Annotated in this window: 11 protein-coding genes; 10 read left to right on the top strand and 1 reads right to left on the bottom strand. The window is 57.7% G+C overall.

What is annotated here, in order from left to right:
• From LN244_RS11285 to LN244_RS11260, 6 genes are read left to right on the top strand one after another with little or no spacing between them, the layout of a single operon-like run.
• On the top strand, nucleotides 1-11292 hold the full coding sequence (locus tag LN244_RS11285; RefSeq protein ID WP_239039888.1) for a two-partner secretion domain-containing protein: 11292 nt from the start codon (nucleotides 1-3) through the stop codon (nucleotides 11290-11292).
• A gap of 21 nt (nucleotides 11293-11313) precedes the next feature.
• Nucleotides 11314-11622 carry a DUF3467 domain-containing protein gene (locus tag LN244_RS11280; protein ID WP_239039887.1) on the top strand — a complete coding sequence of 103 codons (309 nt, stop codon included), beginning with the start codon at nucleotides 11314-11316 and terminating at the stop codon, nucleotides 11620-11622.
• A complete protein-coding gene (locus LN244_RS11275) occupies nucleotides 11606-13420 on the top strand; it encodes an HlyD family efflux transporter periplasmic adaptor subunit (protein ID WP_239039886.1) in 1815 nt (604 codons plus the stop codon). Before LN244_RS11280 ends, LN244_RS11275 begins: the two co-directional genes overlap by 17 nt.
• A gap of 2 nt (nucleotides 13421-13422) precedes the next feature.
• Nucleotides 13423-15567, top strand: a complete 2145-nt coding sequence (locus LN244_RS11270) for a PqqD family peptide modification chaperone (protein ID WP_239039885.1) — start codon at nucleotides 13423-13425, stop codon at nucleotides 15565-15567.
• A gap of 2 nt (nucleotides 15568-15569) precedes the next feature.
• Complete coding sequence (locus LN244_RS11265) at nucleotides 15570-17549, top strand: preprotein translocase subunit SecA (protein ID WP_239039884.1); 1980 nt, start codon at nucleotides 15570-15572, stop codon at nucleotides 17547-17549.
• Nucleotides 17550-17557: 8 nt separating this feature from the next.
• Entirely contained in the window at nucleotides 17558-18298 is a 741-nt protein-coding gene (locus LN244_RS11260; protein ID WP_239039883.1) for an efflux RND transporter periplasmic adaptor subunit, read from the top strand.
• 49 nt (nucleotides 18299-18347) lie between these two features.
• Here LN244_RS11260 and LN244_RS11255 read toward each other — a convergent pair whose 3' ends face one another.
• A complete protein-coding gene (locus tag LN244_RS11255; RefSeq protein ID WP_239039882.1) occupies nucleotides 18348-19355 on the bottom strand; it encodes an AraC family transcriptional regulator in 1008 nt (335 codons plus the stop codon).
• Between the two features lie 256 nt (nucleotides 19356-19611).
• Between LN244_RS11255 and antA the strand changes: the two genes are divergently transcribed.
• Genes antA through LN244_RS11235 form a run of 4 tightly spaced genes read left to right on the top strand, consistent with a single transcriptional unit; the run spans nucleotide 19612 to nucleotide 23513 of the window.
• On the top strand, nucleotides 19612-20997 hold the full coding sequence (gene antA, locus LN244_RS11250) for an anthranilate 1,2-dioxygenase large subunit (RefSeq protein WP_239039881.1): 1386 nt from the start codon (nucleotides 19612-19614) through the stop codon (nucleotides 20995-20997).
• 3 nt (nucleotides 20998-21000) lie between these two features.
• Nucleotides 21001-21489, top strand: a complete 489-nt coding sequence (gene antB / locus LN244_RS11245; protein WP_239039880.1) for an anthranilate 1,2-dioxygenase small subunit — start codon at nucleotides 21001-21003, stop codon at nucleotides 21487-21489.
• Between the two features lie 41 nt (nucleotides 21490-21530).
• Nucleotides 21531-22550 (top strand): anthranilate 1,2-dioxygenase electron transfer component AntC, encoded by a 1020-nt coding sequence (gene antC / locus LN244_RS11240; RefSeq protein WP_239039879.1) that lies wholly within the window; start codon nucleotides 21531-21533, stop codon nucleotides 22548-22550.
• A 39-nt stretch (nucleotides 22551-22589) separates the two neighbouring features.
• Nucleotides 22590-23513 carry a catechol 2,3-dioxygenase gene (locus LN244_RS11235; protein ID WP_239039878.1) on the top strand — a complete coding sequence of 308 codons (924 nt, stop codon included), beginning with the start codon at nucleotides 22590-22592 and terminating at the stop codon, nucleotides 23511-23513.
• The last annotated feature ends 16 nt before the right edge of the window (nucleotides 23514-23529 follow it).

The following is a 23529-nucleotide window of genomic DNA, read 5'->3' as shown; positions in this document are numbered from 1 at the left end:
ATGACCAAGAACAACCTTCGGGCGAGTACATCACCCACTTTCAAGCCCAGACTTCTTTCCCTGGCCGTGGCATCCGTCTGCCTGTCAATGAAGCTGCAGGCGGCGCCCGCCGTGGATGAACTGCCCTCCGGTGCAGCGATTCAACAGGGGCAAGCCATCATCACGCAAACCGATAACGTGATGAATATCCAGCAGAACACCTCGCGGCTGGTAACGGACTGGAATACCTTCAACATCGGTTCAGATGCCATCGTCAATTTCCTGCAGCAGCGCTCCGATCTGGCGTTGAACCGGGTCCTTTCTGGCGATCCTTCCCAGATTCTGGGGCAGTTGAACGCGCAGGGGACCGTGATCATCGCGAACCCGGCCGGTGTACTGTTTGGCAGCAGCGCGCGTATTGATGTCGGCAGTCTGGCGGTGTTGGGCCAGATGCCTGACAGCGACGAATTCATCAATGGTCAGCTGCTGCTCGAAGATCTGGCGGCTGGCGGTAACGTCATCAACAAGGGGCAGATCACCACCCAGACCGGGGGCTTTGTCGTTCTGGCCGGTAAAACCGTCGAAAACAGCGGCAGCATCACTGCAGACGCGGGGCAGGTGGCCCTGCTGTCAGGTGACAAGGCACGGCTTGAGCTGACCGCCGATGGCCTGGTCGGCGTTGAAATGGATGGCGTCAGTGCAGAGGCGGCGATTGCCAACAGTGGTGCCATTATTGCCGACGGCGGCAAGGTGCTGATTCAAAGTCGCAACGCAGGCGGCGCCCTGTCTGCGGCAATCAACCAGACCGGCATCATTCGCGCCAACTCCCTGGCGGTTGCGGGGGATGGCAGTATCCATATCGATGCCGGTAATGGCGCAGCGATGATTGCGGGTACGGTTGAAGCGCGCGGTGACGATCCTGGGGAAACCGGCGGTCGTGTCATGATTACCGGGGGTGATGTAACCCTGTCCGGCACCGTCAATGTAGACGGTACAGCCGGTGGCGGCGCCATCCATGTCGGCGGCGGCTGGCAGGGGGATCAGAGCGAGATTGCCGAGGCAGGCCGAGTTACCGTTTCTGAAAACGCTGATATCAGCGCCGATGCAACCGTTAATGGTGATGGTGGTGAAGTGGTGCTCTGGTCGGCTGATCAGACCCGTCATGACGGCACCATCTCCGCACGTGGTGCCGGAGAAGGCAGCGGCGGCCGGGTTGAAACTTCCAGCCGGGGTGCCCTGGGTGTCAGTGGCAGTGTCGATGTCTCCGCCGAGTCTGGTGAAGGCGGCAGCTGGCTGCTTGACCCGACTGACCTGACGGTCGATTCAGGCAGCGGTAACGCGGATACCGTCAGCAATACTTCGATTGAGAATTCGCTGAATGGTGGTGCAAATGTCACGTTGTCTGCGACCAATGATATTTATGTCACTGCGTCGATTGCCAAGACATCAGGTGATGCTGCGACGCTGACCTTTGACGCCGTTAACGATATCGTGCTGCAAACGGGAGTGGATATCACCTCCAGTGGCAACGGTAACGCGCTTAATCTGGTGTTTGGTGACTCTTCCACAGCTGGTACGGTTTCCATTTTCGGCCAGTTGGCGACTAACGGCGGTGATGTTACCTTCAACAAGGTGACGTACCTGCGTCATGAAACGCCGGTGAGTACCAAGGTGACCCAGAGTGTCGGCAACAATACCCCGTCCGGTGATGTCGTGTTCGTCAAAGATGTCTACCTGGCCGATGACGGCTACAGCGTCACCCTCAACACTCAGGGCTCTGATTCCGGCGGCGTCTATAACAACGTCGGCGGCAAAATCGAATTTCGTGGCCAGGTACTCAGTGCCGCACCGGTGATCTCCTCGACCAACCTGACCGCCCAGACGCAGTCGCCCCAGAACCTGGTACTGGACACCACAGGTCTGACCGGTGCTGATCCCAGCACCGCTGGCAAGATCATCTTTAACGGCAATATCGGCAGCCCTTTAAACCCGCTGCGCAGCCTAACCTTCAACGGCGCGACAAATATCGATTTCAATGCTACCAGCATTAACCTGAGCAATACTTCCGGCCCGGTCATCACGGCCAGTACCAACTTTGCCGATAACCCGGTGCTGAACCTGCTCAGCAATGATGTGACCATCAACATTACCGGTGGCGCAGTTCCTGGGTTGACGGCTGGCTATACCAGCTACCTGCAGGACAGTTTCGATATTTATGCCGCCGCAGTGGGCGATCAGACGCTGACCATCAACTCTGATCAGTCGATCAAACTCTCTGGTGTGAGTATTGATTCCAACGGCACCGATGCGTTCAATCTGCTGTTCAGTCCCAATGTCGCCACCGGCTCAGGCCAGGGCGCGGTGATCATGTCGGATGTGGCCATCACGACCACAGGTGGCAGTGTCAGCCTGGGCAGTGCCGGCAACTATGCCGAAGGTGTGGCGGGCGACACCGATGGCAGTGATGGCGTTCGTCTTCACAATACCCGAATTGAAACGGCGGGTGGCGACCTTTCGATCTATGGCCGTACCGCTGACAATACCCAGGCGTCAGACTCTTCCGGCGCGGGTGTACGTATTACCGGTGCCGCTACCTACCTGAGTACCGACAGCGGTCAGCTAAGCGTACGGGGGCAGGTGCTGAACCAGACCGATAGCGGCAACAAGGATGCCATCATCATCGGCGAGGGCGTTTCCGGCCAGGCCACGTTGACCACGACTACCGGCAATATCCTGATTGATGGTGACGCCAGCGCCGTGGGCGACAGCGTTACCGGTGGTAGCCGTTATATCGGTGTCCTGCTGGCCAACAGTGCGCTGGTGCAGAGCGGCAGTGGCGATATTCTGATCCGCGGCCAGGGCGGGGGCGGCAATGTGAACTCCGTGGAGCAGAACCACGGTATTCGCCTGCAGAACAACGACACCCGTATCCTCAGCAGCAGCGGCGATATCCTGCTACAGGGTACCTCCGGTGGACGTCTGGACGATGCCGGTGAGAACAGCTTCGGCATCTTTGCCACCGGCAACAGTATTTATGTGGGACGTGATTCGGACAAGAGTGCGGCTACCGGGGACATTATTTTCGTGGCCGACTCCATGGAGTTCGTCAACAGCTCCTCGTCTCGCCTGCAGGCGTCCAGCGATGGTCATCTGGTGATCCGTCCCGAAAACGCGGACACCCAGATCGTTTTCGGTAACGCAGGATCGCGTCCGGAAAACGGCATCAGCAAGATCCTGTATCTGGGTGAAGACTGGTTCAACGGCAGTGCCAATTCGGTGTTCCTGAGTGCGCCTCAGGTAACCGCCACGGCCGGTGCGCTGGACTCTCAACAGAATCTGCTCGTTAACGGCAATGCCGGCGGCACTTTCAAGCTGAACGTGGGTGGTGTCCTGACGGGAGATATTGCTTATTCGACAGACTCCCCAACCCTGGGTGCAAATATCCAGAGCGCGATCCAGGCCCTCGGTGACGGATACAGTAATACCACAGTCATCAATCAGGGCAGCGGCAGTTATCTGGTCACGTTCAGAGACGGGACCTCTACGCCAGTGGCTTTGGCGGATCTGGTCACGGCCGATACCGGTCGTACCGGTTTTGCCGATATTACCATCGGTCGAACTGATCTGAGCGGTAATATTACCGTGAGCGCACCGACCACCTTCCGTGATGACCTGACCCTGCTGGCGGGCGTTAACAACGATGCCTATGCGGCGAAAGTGATCATCAATTCCGCTCTCACCCTGGCTCGACAGCCGAATACATCGGATGCCGGCAGTCTGACCATCATCACGGACGGTGAATTGACCACATCCGAGGGGCTGGTGGCGAAGGGCGTGATCAGCGCCGATGAGCTGCGTCTGCAGGGCAGTGGCGATTTCGTCGCGACCGCCATCAATCGAATCGGTACGCTGGCGGCCGATGTGATCGGTGATCTGGTACTGACGACGGGTCAGGCCTTGAACATCGGCCAGATCAGCAGCACACGTGTGGAAGGGTATACCTCGAATACGACGACGGGCCAGGTTGATATCCTGCCAGCCGTGACTAACGCTACCGTTGGACTGACAGCCGATCAGATTGACCTGCGTGCGCTTAGCACCACTCCCGATGTGCTGGCTGATGTCACCCAGTCCGAGAATATTACAGCGGACATCCTGAGCGTCCAGGTTGAGAATGGCACCTATATCCAGACGGGTGGTGCCATGATTGCTGCCAGTGCCGGTGCAACAGACCTCTATTTGAGCACCGCTGACGGCACGGCCAAACTGCTCAATGCCAACGTAATCGGCACCTTTGCCGGTGCCTTCACGGCTGATTCCGGTCTTGAACTGAATAATACCGCGGCGCTGGAAATCGGTCGCGTCACCCTGTCCGGCAAGAGTGCCAATGCCGCCAGCGACCTCGGCCTGATCAGCCAGACGACCGTCAATCGAGACGGCATCCAGGCACCGGACGCGCAGGTTGTGCTGAAAACGGCCGGTGCTCTGACCCAGTCGGTGGCTGCTGGCCAGTCTCAGATCAACGCCGGCGTGCTGGCAGCTGACGTGACCGGTGGTGCAATACAGCTGGACAACCAGACCAACCAGATTGATCTGGCCGCGCTGTCGCTGAATACCGATGGTTTCGATGTCACGCTGCTCAATGCCGGTGATCTGACCATCGGTGAAGTGACCGGGATTGATACTGGCCTGATTGGCGCAGGTTCAGTCACTGGCGTGACGCCGGGGGCGAACGGCCATATCCGCATCGCTACCGGTAACGGCTCTCTGACACTGGATAAGGCCGTGACGGCAACAGGAACCGGTACCGTTGATCTGCGTGCCGGTGGGGTCGGCTCAGACCTGATCATCGACCAGGCTGCGCCTGAAACCACTCTGGTCACCAGTGAAAGCGGTGCAATCCAGCTACTGGCCGGTGGCAGCATTACCACCACCAAGGCAACCGATGGTGTAGCCCTGATCGACTCCACCGGCAGTACCGTTCTGCTGCAGGCGGGTGATGCGATCGGCAGCGACAGCAACCGAATTGAAGTCTCCGTTCCGTCCAGCCTGGCGGCGGAAGCCGGTGCCGGTGGTATCTGGCTGCGCCATCTGGACAGCACCGAGCTGCAGATTGGGCAGGCTATGGCGCTGAACACCGCCGAAACCTTCGGCGGCACCGTGAACCACACCGGTGGTGTCATGTCCGGTCTGAGTACCCTGGCGGGCAGTAACGGCAATATCAGCCTGACCAAGGTTGATGGCGACCTTGTCGTGCTGGATGCCATTGCTGCAGATGGCAGCGGCTACGTAGATCTGCGGACCGACGGTACGGGGTCCATTCGCATTCACGGTGGGCAGGTAAGCTCTGAAAGCGGCACCCTGCAGTTGCTGTCGGCAGCAGCAATCAGCACCAATACTGCCACCGACCTGACCAATGCCGGCATCGAACTGAGCACCGCCGGTGATGTGTTGCTGGTGGCGGCTGATGGCGCTATCGGCAGCCAGAGCAACCGTGTCGAGATCGAGAATGCCACCGGTGTGGCGACCCAGAGCAGCGGTGATCAGTTCCTGCGCCACAGCGGTGATATGACTGTTGCTGAGGTGACGGTGGTGAACGGCAATGCGCTGGATACGGCAGCGTCTCTGCTGGCCCTGCCCACGGGTTATTTCGGTCTGGTGGCAGGCACCAGTCAGGTGATTGACCTGCTGGTGACTGGTGCACTACAGCTGAATGAACAGGTGCAGGTCGCGGGCGGCACCATCCGCTTCAATGCAGCTTCGGTGGCACAGGATAACACCGATACCACCAAGGCCCTGACGGCACAGAATCTGAACATGCAGGCGACCGGCGATATTGCGCTGAACAATGCAGGTAACGCCATCGATACGCTGGCGGCTGACTCTAACCTTGGCAACATCAGCTATGTCGACAGCGATGGCCTGACTATTGGTACCGTTGATGCCGGTACGGCAGATGAGCTCAATGGTTTGAACGCGGCAAGTAATGTCGATGTCCAGACGCTGGGCGGTGACCTTGTCGTGGCGAAGGCGGTAGGTACTGGCACCGGCAACATCGATCTGCGTGCCTTGAATAGCGGCGCTTTGACCACCAACGATGTAGTGGTTGCCGGTAGCAATGGCAATATCGATCTGCGCACCACCAGCGGCGCTATCACGCTGAATGCCGATGTAACGGCTAACGGCACTGGCTGGATCGATGTGCGTGCCGGTGGGGCAACCTCCGATATCACGGTCGGCAATCTGGGCGCTGATTACGCCCAGATCAGTTCTAACAGCGGTAACATCCAGCTGCTGGCGGGTCAGAACCTGCTGACGACCCGTGCGACCGACGATGCCGGTCGTGCGACCCTCGCTACCAACGATGGAAGCGTCCTGTTGCAGGCGGGCGGCACTATTGGCAGTGACCTCTATCGTATCGAAATCGGGGGCGCAGCGGCCTTGGCGGCCAACGCAGCCAACGGTAGCATCTGGCTGCGCAAGCTGGGCATGACCGATGCTCTGAAGCTGGGTGACGTGGAAGCGTTCAACACCCTTGATAATGTTGGCGGCAGCTTCAATGGCAGCTTTGCCGGTTTGACCACCGGTAATGCAGGTAACATCACCCTGACCACTCAGGGCGGTGACCTGACGCTGGTCGAAAATGTATCGGCTGACTCTTCCGGTTATGTGGATCTGCGTACAGCCGGCACTGGCGCGATCGCGCTGAACAATGGTGCCCAGATCACTTCCGGCACTGGCACCCTGCAGATTCTGGCGGGTGGTGATATCACTACCGACAGAATCACCGGTACCACTACCGAGCTGGATACGAGCGGCGATGTGCTGCTGCAGAGCGGCGGCAATATCGGTAGCCAGGATTACCGTATCGAGCTGGCCAATGTGGATCAGCTGGCAGCCGTCAGCACCAGTAGTCAGTATCTGCACCACACTGGAAACATGACCGTGGATCAGGTGTTGGCAGTGAACACGGCCAACACGACCGATCATGTGGCGGCTGACCTGAACGGTCTGCTTGCGGGCGCCGGCGAAGTGATAGATCTGCTTGTTGACGGGGCATTGCAGCTGAATGACCGTATTCAGGTGTTGAGCGGTACTGTCAGAATGAATGTTGCAAATACGGTGCTCCAGAGCACCACGGCTGCTAACGAGGCCGTGACAGCATCTAACCTGAGCATTCGCGCGGGTGACAGCATTACGCTGAACAATATTTATAACGATGTAGACACGCTCGCGGCTGACTCTAACCTTGGCAACATCAGCTATGTCGACAGCGATGGCCTGACCATCGGTACCGTTGATGCCGGTACGGCAGATGAGCTGAATGGTTTGAACGCGGCAAGTAATATCGATGTCCAGACGCTGGGCGGTGACCTGATCGTGGCTCAGTCTGTCGGTACAGACAGCGGCAATATCGATCTGCGTGCCTTGAATAGCGGCGCTTTGACCACCAACGATGTAGTGGTTGCCGGTGGCAATGGCAATATCGATCTGCGCACCACCAGCGGCGCTATCACGCTGAATGCCGATGTAACGGCTAACGGCACTGGCTGGATCGATGTGCGTGCCGGTGGGGCAACCTCCGATATTACGGTCGGCAATCTGGGCGCTGATTACGCCCAGATCAGTTCTAACAGTGGCAACATACAGTTGTTGGCGGGTCAGAACCTGCTGACGACCCGTGCGACCGACGATGCCGGTCGTGCGACCCTCGCTACCAACGATGGAAGCGTCCTGTTGCAGGCGGGCGGCACTATTGGCAGTGACCTCTATCGTATCGAAATCGGGGGCGCAGCGGCCTTGGCGGCCAACGCAGCCAACGGTAGCATCTGGCTGCGCAAGCTGGGCATGACCGATGCTCTGAAGCTGGGTGACGTGGAAGCGTTCAACACCCTTGATAATGTTGGCGGCAGCTTCAATGGCAGCTTTGCCGGTTTGACCACCGGTAATGCAGGTAACATCACCCTGACCACTCAGGGCGGTGACCTGACGCTGGTCGAAAATGTATCGGCTGACTCTTCCGGTTATGTGGATCTGCGTACAGCCGGCACTGGCGCGATCGCGCTGAACAATGGTGCGCAGGTCACCTCCAGCAACGGCACCTTGCAGCTGCTGGCTGGGGGTGCGATAAGCACCGACCGTACAAGCGATCTGACCAATGCCGGTATCGAGTTGAGTACCAGTGGAGGTGTACTGCTGGTGTCGGCCACTAATGCCATCGGCAGTCAGGGCAACCGCATCGAGATCGAGAATGCCACCGGTGTTGCGACCCAGAGCAGCGGTGATCAGTTCCTGCGCCACAGCGGTGATATGACCGTTGCTGACGTGACGGTGGTGAACGGCAATCCGCTGGATACCGCAGCGTCTATGCTGGCATTGCCCACCGGTTATTTCGGTTTGGTGGCGGGTACCAGTCAGGTGATCGATCTACTGGTGACCGGTGCACTACAGCTGAATGAACAGGTGCAGGTCGCGGGCGGCACCATCCGCTTCAATGCGGCTTCGGTGGCACAGGATAACACCGATACCACCAAGGCCCTGACGGCACAGAATCTGAACGTGCAGGCGACCGGCAATATTGCGCTGAACAATGCAGGTAACGCCATCGATACGCTGGCGGCAAGCTCGACGAGCGGAAGCATCAGCTACGTGGACAGCGACGGTCTGATCGTCGGCACGGTCGATGGCCTCAGTGGCATGAACGCCGCCAGTAACATTGATGTCCAGACACTGGGGGGCGACCTGATCGTTGATCAGACGGTGGCTGCCACCAGTGGCAATATCGATCTGCGTGCACTGAACAACGGTGCATTAACGACCAACGCGGCCATTGAGGCCAGCACGGATGACCCCGACGGCAATGTAAACTTGCGCACCGAGCTGGGCGCGATTACGTTGAACGCTGATGTTACGGCTAACGGCGCAGGCCGGATCGATATCCGTTCCGGGAGTTCTGATTTGACCCTTGGCGCGGCGTCCTTGATCAGCTCGGCCACCGGTGACATCCAGCTGCTGGCCGGTAACAACCTGATCAGCGGCAAGGCCACCAACAACAGCGCTTCCATCAGGACCGATGGCAGCGTGTTGCTGCAGGCGGCTGGCAATATCGGCAGCGACAGCTATCGCATTGAGATCGGCGGTGCCGCGGCGCTGGCAGCTAACGCAGACAGCGGCAGTCTCTGGCTGCGCAAGTTGGGTACGGATGAGCTGCAGCTGGGCGGAGTTGAAGCTTTCAATGCTGGTGACAACGTCGGCGGCAGCTTCAACGGCACTTATGCGGGCCTGACAACCGGTGGTGTGGGCAGCATCACGCTGACGACTGCCGGTGGCAATCTGACGCTGGCTGAGAATGTTACAGCTTCGGGCAGTGGTGATGTGGATCTGCGTACGGCGGAAGCTGGCCTGGTTATCTTCGGCACTAATGCCCAGGTGACTTCGGGCAGCGGAAATCTGCAGATCCTTGCGGGTGGCGCTATCAACAGCGGCAGTACGTTCACTGAGCTGAGCACTACGGGTGGCAACGTCCTGTTGCAGAGCGGTGGCGACATTGGCAGCCTTGCCAATCGAATCGATATGACCGGTGTCAGTGGCTTGGCCGCACAGAGTGGCGGCAGCCAGTTCCTTGGGCAGGATGGCGCCATGACGGTGGCGGCCGTGACGGCCATTAACGCTGACAGCAACATCGATAGAGACGCCGAGAACCTGAATGGCCTGACCGCCAGTACTGACGAAACCGTTGACCTGGTGGCGACCGGTGCCCTGCAGCTGAACGACCGCGTTCAGATCAGTGGCACCAATGGTCTGATCCGCTTCGCGGCCGATAGCATCAATCAGGTGCTCGACAGCGCCAAGGCGGTCAGCGCCGGCTCGCTGAAAGCCCAGGCGAACAGTGATATTGCTCTGAACAACCCGGAAAATGCCATCGGCAGCCTGGCCGCCGAATCCGTCAATGGCACCATCAGCTATGTGGACAGCGATGGCCTGACGGTGGGTGCCGTGGACGGTCTGAACGGACTGGCAGCGGCAGGGGATATCAATGTGCAGGCATTGGCTGGTGATTTGATCCTGGCCCAGATGGTGAGCAGTGATGCGGGTAGCCTGACGCTGGGTGCGGATGCGGGTCAGATGCAGTTGAACGCCAATCTGGCAACCATCGATACGGCACAGATCCTGATCACTGCCGCCGAACTGTTGCAGACAGCAGGCACCAGTATCAACACCGGCACGCTGGTTGCGGGTGTTACCGGTGACCTGACCATGGCTGGCAACAACAGCGCCCGGACGGCCTCCCTCAGCGCGGATGGCGAGTTCAGTCATGCCGGTCTGCTGACTCTGGTCGACAGCGGTAGTCTGAGTGCTGGTGGCAATATGACGCTGGGGCCGGTGAACGGTGTGACAGCGGACCTTCTGGCTCAGGCTGATGGCCGTATCACGCTGCAGGGAGCAACAGATCTTTCCACCGCCTGGATTCGCAGTGGCAACGAACTGTTCCTCGACAGCCCCATGACCGTGCATGGCAATACCGCCAATGCGGCAGTACTGGCGGCGGGCACCTGGTTCTACAACCGTACCGGGCTGGGCAGCGATGCTATCGTGGCCAATGGCAGCAATTGGCTGGTCTATGACCGCACCGCCAACGACTACACTCAGCGCATGGCCGGTCTGGAGCCTGACTATATGGTGTTCAGCACGTTGTATAACGACATGCCGGCTGAGCAGGTAACGCGTCCGGGTAACGGCTACTATACCGGAACCACGATTCTGGAGCCGGATAACTACCTGCGCGTTGTGACGGGTATCAACCAGGAGTCTTCATCCGGCAGTGGCATCCCCAGCCAGAATGCGAGTGAACCCGTGATCGCCATATCCGAGACCGAGCAGGTGTTCCCGCCGGCACTGCTGAATACCCAGACTGATGTGGTGTTTGGTGAGCAGGTTATCACCGTTGCCGGTGAAGACGGTTATGCTCTGTTGACGACGGACCCGCTGACATCGGGTAATTTGAGTATCGAGATGCCGGTCATCAAGCTGAAAACCGGAGAGGAGTTCCGCATTCCTCTGGCTCAGTTGGTCGGCGAGTCTGAATTGGTAACTGTTGCTCTTGAGGGCGGAACGGTGCCGAACTGGATGGAAGTAATCGGTACTGGCCTGTCGGCACGTTTGTCCGGCATTATTCCGGAAGGATGGATGCCGTTCGTGATCCAGATTGAAACCAGGAACCCGTTGACGGGCGCTCTTCAGACCTTGAAGCTGTTGATCGTCCCAGTCGAATCAGAAGAATATGAGATCACACAGGAACCGACTCGTGTGTGACTTGAAACCAAGGAGTAAGAAATGTCTGAAGCTGCAGAACAGAAAACCATGAACGAACAGCCTTCACAGCAGCCGGTCATGCCGAAGATCAAGTGGAATGACACCAACATGCAGTCCACCTATGCCAATGTCTGCAATGTCATGGGCACCCGCGAGGAGATCATGGTACTGTTCGGTTCCAACAAAAGCTGGCAGGGTGGCCAGGAAGAAGTGGAAGTGATGCTGTCTCAGCGCATTCTGCTGACCCCTTATGCCGCCAAGCGCCTGCAGATCATGCTGGATATGGGACTGAAGGAATATGAAAAACGATTCGGTGAAATCAAGCTCTGATACGCCGAATCCGGAAAAATACATGCACTGGTTCAGGCTCCTCCATGAGGAGTCTGATCCGGTGTTTTTTTCGGCCTGGTTCAACCTGCTGAACGATGGACTGGGTGGCATTCAGGAAGGTGTATTGGTGCTGGGGCCTGCCAATACAGGGCCGTTTGAGCCCAAGGCATCCTGGCCCTACAAAACCCCCTGCAGCGCTGCACTGATGGCGGCTGCCGAGCAGGCTATGGAGCTGTGTCGCCCTGTGATGCAGCGTGCGGGTGCACACCTGCTGTTTGCGATGCCGGTCGTGCACAACAATGATCTGCTGGGTGTGCTGGCTATCTCCCCCAACTCTCCCGGGCTGTCTATCCAGCAGAAAAACTGGATTCAGTGGGGATTGGGCTGGTTGCTTGGCCATGGCTCTGTTCAGGCCGGGGCAAGCGACGGCGAACTTAACGAGCGTCTGATACTGCTGCTGGAACTGCTGATGTCGTCGCTGGACAGCGATGATCTGGAGCAAGCCGTACAAACCGTCTTGTCACAAGCCAGTGTCAGCCTAAACTGCGACCGTATTGCACTGGGTTTTGCTCATCGCCAGGGCGTCAAGCTTTTTAGCCTGGCGAATGTGGCAGAGTTTTCACGCAAGATCGACCTGGTTCAGGACCTCGAAGCTGCCATGGTCGAAGCCGTGGATCAGGGCGAGGCAGTTGCCTGGCCAGGGGACCAAGACAGTCTGGTCATTCGTGATGCGCACCGGGCCTTGGCCGAGCGTCAGGGTAATCACACTCTGCTGTCCATTCCCTTCATTCGTGACCGGGAACAGTACGGGGTGCTGACCTTTGAATGGGCAGAGGAACCGGAAACAGACAATATCGAGTTGGCAACGGCGGTTGCACCCATTCTTGGGCAGGTTTTGCTCAAGGGACGCAATCAGGATCATGGCTGGCTGGATCATACACGCCGCCTGTTGGCGACCCCTTTCAAGCGAGTGTTCGGGGCCGGCTATCTGGGCACCAAGATGCTCGCCATGGGCGCCTTGGCGCTGGTGTTGTTTTTCAGCCTGGCAGAAGGGGAGTTTCGCATCGACTCGGATGCTCGTCTTGAAGGAGCCCTTAACCGATCACTGGCGGCACCGTTTGATGCCTATCTGGAGCAGGCGATCCTGCGTGCCGGTCAGGTGGTGAAGGCTGGTGACCTGCTGGCCAAGCTGGATGACCGCGACATGCGGCTGGAACTGGCCAAACTGGAAAGTCAGGAAGCCCAGTATACCCGCCAGCTGCAGTTGGCTCAGGCCAGTTGGGACTCGGCGCAGGCCGGTGTGATTTCAGCTCAGCTGGCGCAGGTACAGGCGCAGTTGACGCTGGTGAGAACCATGCTGCAGCGTACCGAAATACGGGCGCCCTTCGATGCATTGATCACCAGTGGTGATTTGTCGCAGGACCTTGGGCTGCCGATTTCCAAGGGGCAGGTACTGTTTGAGCTGGCCCCGCTGGCTGATTACCGACTGGTGCTGGATGTTCCCGAAGCCGATATCGGCTATCTCCAGGTCGGGCAGCGTGGTGAACTGGTGCTGAAAGCTTTTCCGGATCAGCCTGCACATTTCGAGGTGTCCTTGATCACGCCGCTGGCAGAAGCTCGCGACGGGCAAAACCTGTTCCGTGTAGAAGCGCAGCTGGATGCCTTTACCGAGGGGATGAGACCCGGTTTGGAAGGTGTCGGCAAGGTCAGTGTGGACGAGCGCAAGCTGATCTGGATCTGGACCCGTGAATTGCGTCACTGGTTGAGCCTATCCCTCTGGAAGTGGTTTGGGGTCTAAGCATGTCGGCACTCTTTTCCGCATCCTGGTACCGTACGGCAGAGCTGGTTCCTCGGCTCAGAACCCAGGCACGTATCTACCGTCATGTATACCGGGGAGAAGTCTGGCGGGTGGTGCAGGATCAGAGCAGCGGCAAGTTCCTGCGTCTGAATGCACAGGCCTACCGTATCCTCGGCCTGATGGACGGCCAGCGTAATCTGGAACAGATTTGGCAGCTGGCCTGTGAAACCATGGGGGACGATGTTCCCGGGCAGGACGAGATTCTGCAGCTGATGACACAGCTGCATAATGCCGGTGTTCTGATCACCGGTCAGGTGCCGGATCTGGATGAGCTTCGGGAACGGACCCGCGAGTCCAGACGCAATCGCATCAAACAGTATCTGTCCAACCCGCTGGCACTGAGAATTCCGCTAATCGACCCGGATCGCTTTCTGCAGCGACTGGTGGGTTGGATTCCGGCCTGGATGCACTCCGTTATTCTGGCTTGCTGGGCCTTGCTGGTCGCCTTCGGTGGCTGGCTGGCTTTTACGCATTGGGAAGGGTTGACCAGTGATGTGGCCCAGCTGGTATTTACGCCTCAGTACGTAGTGACCCTGCTGCTGGTTTTCCCGTTGGTGAAAGCCGTACATGAGCTTGGGCATGGCATCGCCATCAAGCTGTTTGGCGGTCAATGCCATGAAATGGGGGTGATGCTGCTGGTCATGATGCCGGTACCCTATGTGGATGCCAGCCATGCGACCGGCTTTGTCAGCAAGTACCGGCGCATGATCGTCGGCGCGGCCGGCATGATGATCGAGCTGGCGCTGGCGGCAGTGGCGCTCTGGGTCTGGACCTGGACAGAGCCCGGCTTGCTGCGGGTGTTTCTGCATGATGTGGTGATTCTGGCGGGGGTGACCACGGTGATCTTCAACCTCAATCCGCTGCTGCGGTTTGACGGCTACTACATCCTTTCGGATTGGCTCGAAATCCCGGGGTTGGGGCAGAAAGCCAACCAGTATCTGGGCTACCTGTGCAAGCGTTACCTGTTGCGTATTCGCCGTGGCCTCCAACCACCCAGAACGACGCCGCGTGAGCCGGGCTGGCTGACAGCCTATGCCATTGGCTCCTTCTGCTACCGCATGGTCCTGGTGTTTACCATCGTCATGTTCGTCGCGACGCAATTCTTCATCATCGGTATCGTGCTGGCACTCTGGGCCATCTATATGATGCTGCTCCTGCCGTTGATCAAGCTGATCAAAAACGTGATGCATGACCCCTTGATCATGGAACGCAGGATGCGTCTGTACAGTCTGGTCGCTCTGGGCATCGGCGGGCTGGTCTGGTGTCTGGCACTGACACCGGTTCCCTCGGCCACACTGGTCGAAGGGGTGGTGTGGATGCCTGAGCAGTCACGTATACGCGCCCCGCAGAACTGCTTCGTACGCGAACTGCTGCAGGAACAGGGCATGGTCCGTCAGGGCCAACCCTTGATCCGGTGCGAGGATGACCTGTTGCCGACACGTCTCGCGGTGCTGGAGCAGCGCAGGAAGGAGGTGCTGGCTCGGCAGGTGATCGCACAGCGCACGGACAGGGTCGAGGCCCGGCTGCTGGAAGAGGAGCTGATCAGTATTCAGACTCAGGTCGACGACCTCAAACAGCGTATTGCCAATTTCACGTTGGTGGCGCCCATGGATGGCCGTTTCGTGGTGCCCGGTTCTGCCGATCTGGAAGGGCGCTGGTTCCAGCGTGGTGCAGTCGTTGGGCATATCATTGATCCTGAACGTTACACGGTGATGAGTGCCGTACCGCAGATGAGTATCGACCGGGTTCGAGCGGACAGTCGGCAGGTTCGATTGCGTCCGGTGGGTGATATCGAGCGTGAAGTGACGGCGCATGTGCTGCGGGCAGTGCCTTCTGCCACCAAGCGCCTGCCCAGCCTTGCGCTGGCGCTGCAGGGCGGCGGCACGATCGGCATCGAACCCGGTGAGCAGGAAGCGCTGGCGTTGGAACCTCTGTTCCTGCTGGAGCTGAAAGCCGAATCGGATCAGCCGATCAGCACCACCTTGGGGGGACGGGTGTATGCCCGTTTCGAGCACACTCCCGAGCCATTGGCGATGCAGTGGTATCGAGTGCTGCGCGACCTGTTTATCCGCAAGTTCGGGGTCTAAGCATGTTCTCGCTACTGACCTCGGCCGAACGTTATCCGCAGAAGCTGGACTGGATTGAGCTGCCATTTCTGGAACGGGTCTGGAACTGGATGGTACTGCACTGGACCCGTCACGTGCGCCTTTCACCCCGGCGGCAACTCAGGTTTGTGCAACAGGTGGAAGCGTTTGAAGAAGCGTTCAAGGCGCTGGACGAGGCCGCGCTCAAGGCTCGGCTGCAGTCCATTCGGCTCGGCTTGCGACGTGAAGGCATAGAGGATAACCAGGTAGCGCCGGCCTTCGCACTGATCCGTGTGGTGTCATCCCGGATCATGGGGATGCGGCACCACGATGTCCAGATTCGTGGCGGTTATGTGCTGGTGCATGGCTGCATCACCGAAATGGATACGGGGGAGGGTAAAACCCTGACTGCGACGCTGGCGGCCATCGTGATGGCATTGGCCGGACGTCAGGTTCACGTTGTGACGGTCAATGACTATCTGGCCGGTCGTGATGCCGAGGAGATGGCGCCTCTGTATGCCTGGTTTGGTTTGACCACGGCAACCGTAGCGGAGGATGCACCCCGTGAAGCGCGTGAGCAGGCCTATCGCCATCCGATCGTGTACTGCACCGGCAAAACACTGGTATTCGATTACCTTAAGGACCGTCTGGTGCTGGGGCAGCAACTGTCGCAGATGGGTATCCGCCTGAAGGACTTTATCCGGAACCGGCCCGGCGGAGAGCTGCTGTTACCGGGATTGCAGTTTGCCATCGTCGACGAGATCGACAGTGTACTGATCGATGAGGCGCGTACGCCATTGATCATCTCTGCCACTGATGACAGTGCACGGCATGAACAGTACTACGGCCATGCATTGGCACTGGCGCGAGAGATGGCGCTGTATACGGATTTCGTCATCGATGCCCGCAAACGGGTTGAACTGACACGTGCCGGGCGCGAGCGCCTGGATGAGTTGGCCCAGTCGCTGGAGCCGCTCTGGCACAATCAGTTCCGTCGCGAGGAAGCCGTGATTCAGGCTTTGACAGCGCTCTACAACTTTACACGGGATGAGCACTATATCGTTCGCGACGACAAAGTGATGATCGTCGATGAACATACCGGTCGCATCATGCCGGACCGCTCCTGGGAAAAGGGGCTGCATCAGTTGATCGAACTGAAGGAAGGTGTCCCGGTCACGCCGCCCCGTGTCACGCTGGCCAAAATCAGTTTTCAGCTGTTTTTCCGCCGTTATATGGGGCTGGCCGGCATGACGGGTACCGGACGTGAGGTGGCGGCTGAAATGGGACACGTCTATGACCTGCTCTCGGTGCGGATCCCTCCTCATCGCCCCAGCCGCCGGATCAGTCAAGGCAGCCGTGTCTTTGCCACTGCTGATCTCAAATGGCAGGCGTTGGTTGAAAAACTGGGGCAGATGCAGGAGCGAGGGCAGCCGGTGCTGGTCGGGACACGGACCATCAATGCTGCTGACGAACTGGCAGAGCGGTTGGCGGCAGCAGGAATCGAGCATCAGGTACTGCATGCCAACCAGGATGTGGAAGAAGCAGAGATCGTGTCGGAAGCGGGCAAACGCGGTCGTATTACCATTGCCACCAACATGGCCGGCAGGGGAACGGATATCAAGCTGGCAGACGGGGTGGATGCCCTGGGCGGCCTGCATGTGATCCTGACCGAGCTGCACGACAGCGCGCGGGTGGATCGGCAGCTTGTCGGACGTTCAGCCCGTCAGGGACAGCCGGGCAGCTGGGAAGAGATCCTGTCGCTGGAAGATGAACTGGTGCAGGTACTATCCGGGAAGTTGCTGGCGCCGTTGGTGAAAGCGCTGCAACGCTCACCCGAGAGCAGAGCCCTCCAGTGGGTTGCCCGCAAGGTCTATTGGCTGGCACAGAAAAAGCTCGAACGATACCACAAGCGGATCCGGCGCAGCCTGCTCAAGGCCGAATTCCAGACTCGCCGCTCCTTGTCATTTACCGGAAAATCGGAGTAGTCACTCAGATGTCAAAACAGAAGTATTCCCTGCTCGTGCTGCTGGCAGGCTGTCTATCGGGATGGGCTCAGGCTGAGCCGTTACAGGCTCTCAGCTGTTATCTGGAGCCATCGGCTGATGTCACCGTAGGCACGACGGCAGAAGGACGTCTGACCCGAATGCTGGTGGACCGCTCGGATCACGTCAAGGCAGGGCAACTGCTGGCCGAGCTTGAATCGGGGCTGGAAAAAGCCGCGATCAATACCAAATCGGCTCAGGCAGCCTATGCCTCCCGCCGTCTGGAGCGCATCCGTGACCTGACAGCCGCCAAGCTGATCACCGATCAGGAAGTGGACGATATCAAGACCGAGAAATCGATTGCCAACCTGGAATTGCGTGAGCGCCGAGAGCAACTCAAGCTGAAGTCTATTACCAGCCCTATCGATGGTGTGATCGTGGAGCGCATGGTGGCGGAAGGCGATCTGGTGACAGGGGGCGAAGTGGTTCGTATCGTCAGCCTAGATCCCCTCTATGTCGAGACGGTTATGCCGCTGGAGCGCTTCGGTACCCTGAAAAAGGGTGATGCCTATCAGGTACGATTGCAGCATCTGGAAACACTCCATCAGGCTCAGGTGATCAATGTCGATCCCATCATCGATGCTGCGAGCAGTACCTTCCGGGTGCGTTTGCAGATGGACAACCCGGAGTATCGGATTCCGTCAGGGCTGAAGTGCATGTTGTTGCCAGCAGATGCAGTAGCGGCTCAATAATAGCCAGCCCCCGGTGTTTTGTGTCTCTGCCAGGCCGAGCTGAAGTCGTTCACAGATTCAGCTTGGCTTTAGCCAGTGTTTCAGAAGGGGTTTCGCCAAATATATTTTTATAATCGGTGGAAAACCTTCCCAAGTGATTAAATCCCCAGTTTAGTGCGAGTGTTGAGATGCTTTCTTCGCCCATGGATTTAATAATGTCGGTGCGGACTCCACTCATTCTGATTCTTTTTAAATAGGCTGTCGGTGGCATGCCTATATATCGTTTAAAATCAGAATATAACTTGTTTCTTGAAACGCCAGAAATCCACTCAATATCATCCATGTGAATTTCATTTCTTGCATTTTCCTTCAGGTAGTCAATGGTTTTAATTAGATAGGATGGCAGATTGTTCCTGAGGGCGTTTTTTACATCATCGGAATAGTTGTGCGGCTGAGATGTCAGGATACCCTTGATCAGAGCCTGCTCGATATCCCGAATAAAGGCGGGACTGTTGTAGAGGCTGTCCGTGTTGCCCAGCTCTGTCTCGATGTACCTGATGGTGCGCCACCAGGCGCTGGAGGAGCCAACCTTGGCGTCCATTTTTGGATCGAAAATCAATGGCTTGTCGGCAGGTTTTCCAATCAGTGACTCCAGGCCGAGTTCCATCGCCTGGCGAGAGATGCGTACCAGCGTCTTGCGGCAGTTACCGCTGATATGAAGTTCATAGGGCGCTGCAGGTGAAATGATCACGCCATTGGTAATGTTGGACTGGACATTACCATCGCGACAGCTCAGTTCCTGGTATCCACTGAGCGGCAGACTGATGCTGTAGCTGTTACTCAAGTCCTCAACTTTAACGGTTACATCGGTGCCATATTCGATATAGCCAATGGCCGTTGTAGTTGAGTTTAAAATATTGCCGACATGTCTGAAATGTATTTTGCTGGGCTCGTGAACCTTCAGGTCATGAGGGCCGCATATATTTGACATCCAGGATACGGCTTCACCGGCATTATGAATGTCGGCAACTATTTTTTTGGATGGTTCGCCACCCAGAATGTTATCTGTTTCCAGCATGGAACAACCATTTTTTAATTATTATATATTTCAGGCCTGTTGGGTCTGGGCATAAGCCATATTTCAAGCTAGCACCTGTTGTAACCTTGGGTCAACGTTTCATCACCTCGATCGATGTGTGGCAGTTGAGAGGGAAAAACGGGATAGCGCTTCTGAAAAAAGCGGATAGCTGACGAACACATGGCTCTGGTCTCATGGACGACACGATAAGAGAGGAGGGCAAGGTGATCTGCCCGCCGCCAATGGAGACCCAACCATGAATAATAACAAACTGACTCTGGAACACTGGCGTGAGACGGTCGAAGCGGCACTCGACTTCCGCCCTGATGACAAAACCTACAAGGTGGCACGCGAGATCTTTACTGATCGTGAACTGTTCGATCTGGAGATGGAGCTGATCTTCGAGAATACCTGGATCTATGCCTGTCACGAAAGTCAGATCCCCAATCCGAATGACTTCTTCACCATGCAGGCCGGCCGTCAGCCGATGATCATCACCCGTGATGCCAAGGGCGAGCTGCATGCACTGCTGAATGCGTGTCAGCATCGAGGTGCGACCCTGACACGCGTCTGCAAGGGCAACCAGTCCACGTTCACCTGTCCCTTCCACGCCTGGTGCTACAAAACCGATGGCAAGCTGGTCAAGGTCAAGGCGCCGGATGAATACCCGGCCGACTTCGACAAGTCCACCCGTGGCCTGCGCAAGGCGCTGGTCAGCAGCTACAAGGGCTTCGTCTTTATCAACCTGAACACCGAATGTCCCCAGTCGCTGGAGGAGTTCCTTGGCGATGCCCGTATCGGCTTCGACATGATGGTGGCACAGTCCGAAACCGGCGAGCTGGAAGTCTTGCCGGGCTCATCCTCGTACACCTTTGACGGCAACTGGAAGCTGCAGAACGAGAACGGACTGGATGGCTATCACGTCAGTACCGTGCACTACAACTACGTGGCCACCGTGCAGCACCGCAAGCAGCAGGACGAGGCCAAGTCCGGCAAGTCCAGCAACACACTGGATTACAGCAAGCTGGGTGCGGGTGACAAGGAGACGGATGATGGCTGGTTCGCCTTCAAGAATGGTCACACCATCCTGTTCAGCGATATGCCCAACCCCGAGGTTCGCCCGGGCTATGCCTCGGTGATGCCGCGTCTGGTCGAGGAGTATGGGCAGCAGCGTGCCGAGTGGATGATGCATCGTCTGCGTAACCTGAATATCTACCCAAGCCTGTTCTTCATGGATCAGATCAGTTCACAGCTGCGCGTGGTGCGCCCGGTCGCCTGGAACAAGACCGAGATTCACAGCTTCTGTCTGGGGGTGAAAGGGGAGTCGGACGCTGATCGCGAGAACCGCATTCGTCAATTCGAGGACTTTTTCAACGTGTCCGGCATGGGGACACCGGACGATCTGGTGGAGTTTCGTGAGGCTCAGAAGGGCTTTGAGGGCCGGGCCGAACGCTGGAATGACATCTCGCGTGGCTGCGAAAACTGGGCTTATGGACCGACGGCCAACACGCGCGCCCTTGATATCGAACCGGTGATTACCGGTACCGAGTTCACCCAGGAGGGGCTGTATGTGAATCAGCACTCAACCTGGCAGCGTTATCTGCTCGAAGGTCTGGCAGCCAAAGCGAAGAAGGAGGGGTAAGTCATGAGCAACGTAATCCAGAGCATCGAGCAGTTTCTGTACCGCGCATCCGAATACTGTGACCGCCAGCAGTGGGATGAGTACCTGGGCATGTTTGACGAAGAGGCAGAGTTCCATATCCCGCAGTGGGACACGGAACATGTCTACACCACCAACCCCAAGCGTGAAATGTCACTGATCTATTATCCGAATCGCTCCGGCCTTGAGGATCGCGTATTCCGTATTCGGACGGGCAAAAGTGCGGCCTGCACGCCGATGCCGCGCACCATGCATCTGGTCGATAACGTCCAGGCAGAGCTGCAGGACGATGGCTTGTGGAAGGTCAAAGCCAACTGGGCGACGCATTTCTTTCGCTTCGGCGAATCCGAGTGCTTCTTTGGCTGGTCTGAGTACCTGATGCGGGCGGAAGGCGACAGCTGGAAGATCATGAGCAAGCGCGCCATCGTGTTGAATGACAAGATTCGACACGTGCTGGATTTCTACCATGTCTGAGCACCTTCGGGTGCTCATGTTTCACGAGAGTGGTGAGTAGTATGCATAAGGTAGCATTGAACTTCAGCGATGGACGCACGCATTTCATCGGTATCAATCCGGGGGAGGTGCTGATGGATGCCGCTCTGCGGCATGGCCTGACATTGCCGGTCGATTGCCGGGAAGGCGTCTGCGCCTCCTGCAAGGGCACCTGTCAGTCCGGGCAATATGATCTGGAGTATGTGGATGAAGATGCGCTGAGCGAAGATGACCTGTCAAAGGGGGGGATTCTGGCGTGTCAGATGCGGGTCAGCAGTGATTGTGCGGTGCGTTTCGACTTTGATTCTTCGCTGTGTACCAGTGCCGGCCCGGAAGAGGTCGAAGCCCTGGTGACCCGAGTCGAGGTGTTATCGGACTCAACGGCCGCCCTGCATCTGGATGCCAGCAGCCGCGAAGGGCAACTGGATTTCCTGCCCGGTCAGTATGCCCATGTGCAGGTGCCGGGCTCAGATGAGTGGCGCTCCTATTCCTTCGCCTGTCAGCCCAACGAAAACAACCAGCTGCAGCTGCTGATCCGTCTGCTGCCGGATGGTGTGATGAGCAACTACCTGCGCGATCGTGCGCAAGCGGGAGACCGCATCCGACTGAAGGCCCCTTTGGGCGCTTTCTACCTGCAGCAGGTTAAACGTCCACTGATCATGGTGGCAGGTGGAACCGGTCTGGCTGCTTTTCTTGGCATGCTGGATCAGATGGAATCCGATCCGGGCCGGATTGATCAGCCGGTCAGCCTGTTCTATGGCGTAACCAGGCCCGAAGACCTCTGTGAGCTGGAGCGACTGGACCGCTATCAGCGGTCTGTCCCCGGGTTCCGCTATCACAGCATCGTGATGCAGCCGGATGAGACCTGGCAGGGCGCACAGGGCGTCGTGACCGACCTGTTCGAGGAGCAACACTTCAACGGTGGCGAAGTGGATGCCTACCTTTGTGGGCCGCCGCCGATGGTAGAAGCCGTCAAGAACTGGCTTGACCAGCGGCAGATGGAAAATGCCAGTATCTATTTTGAGAAATTCTCTGCCAGTTGAGATAACACCCAACACAATAACAATAATGAGGACCGCACAATGAAAAAAGGCGTCATGCGTCCCGGACATGTACAGATCCGGGTGCTGGATATTGATGAAGCGTTGGTCCATTACCGCGACCTGCTGGGGCTGATTGAGGTGGATCGCGATGCCCAGGGCCGTGTCTACCTGAAGGGCTGGACCGAAGTGGACCGCTTTTCCGTGGTGCTGCGTGAAGCGGATCAGCCCGGTATGGACTTCATGGGTTTCAAGGTTTTGAGCGAAGCGGCGCTGGAACAGCTGCACGGTGAGCTGGTTGCCTATGGCGTTGATGTGGAACAGATCCCGGCCGGTGAATTGGAAGGCTGTGGCCGTCGCATCCGTTTCTGCGCACCGACGGGGCATCAGTTCGAACTCTTTGCCGATAAGGTGCAGTCCGGTCGTTATGGCGTCGGCAACCATAATCCGGAAGCCTGGCCACGTGACCTCAAGGGCATGAAGGCCCAGCGTTTCGATCACTGCCTGCTCTATGGCCCGAATCTGGATCAGACCTATGACCTGTTCCGGGAAGTGCTGGGTTTTGACCTTTGCGAACAGGTGATGACCCCGGATGGCAAGCGGGTGGCACAGTTCCTGACGACCAGTATGAAGGCCCACGACATCGCCTTCATCGATCATCCGGAGCCGGGCAAGTTTCACCATGCATCCTTCTATCTGGAGACCTGGGAAGACGTGTTACGGGCGGGTGACCTGATTTCGATGACCGACACTTCCATCGATATAGGACCTACGCGTCATGGTATTACGCATGGCCAGACGATATATTTCTTCGATCCTTCCGGTAATCGCAACGAAGTTTTCTGTGGTGGAGACTATTTCTACCCGGATCATGAGCCGATTACCTGGGATGCGGACAAGCTGGGCAAGGCGATCTTCTACCATGACCGACAGCTCAATGAGCGTTTCCTGACTGCGCTGACCTGAGGCAGAAGCTCCCGGA

It is taken from the genome of Marinobacterium sediminicola (assembly GCF_022343685.1).
In the GTDB taxonomy this organism is placed as follows: Bacteria; Pseudomonadota; Gammaproteobacteria; order Pseudomonadales; family Balneatricaceae; genus Marinobacterium; species Marinobacterium sediminicola.
The sequence above is the reverse complement of the archived record's forward strand: the minus strand, read 5'-3'. Positions and strand labels throughout refer to the sequence as shown.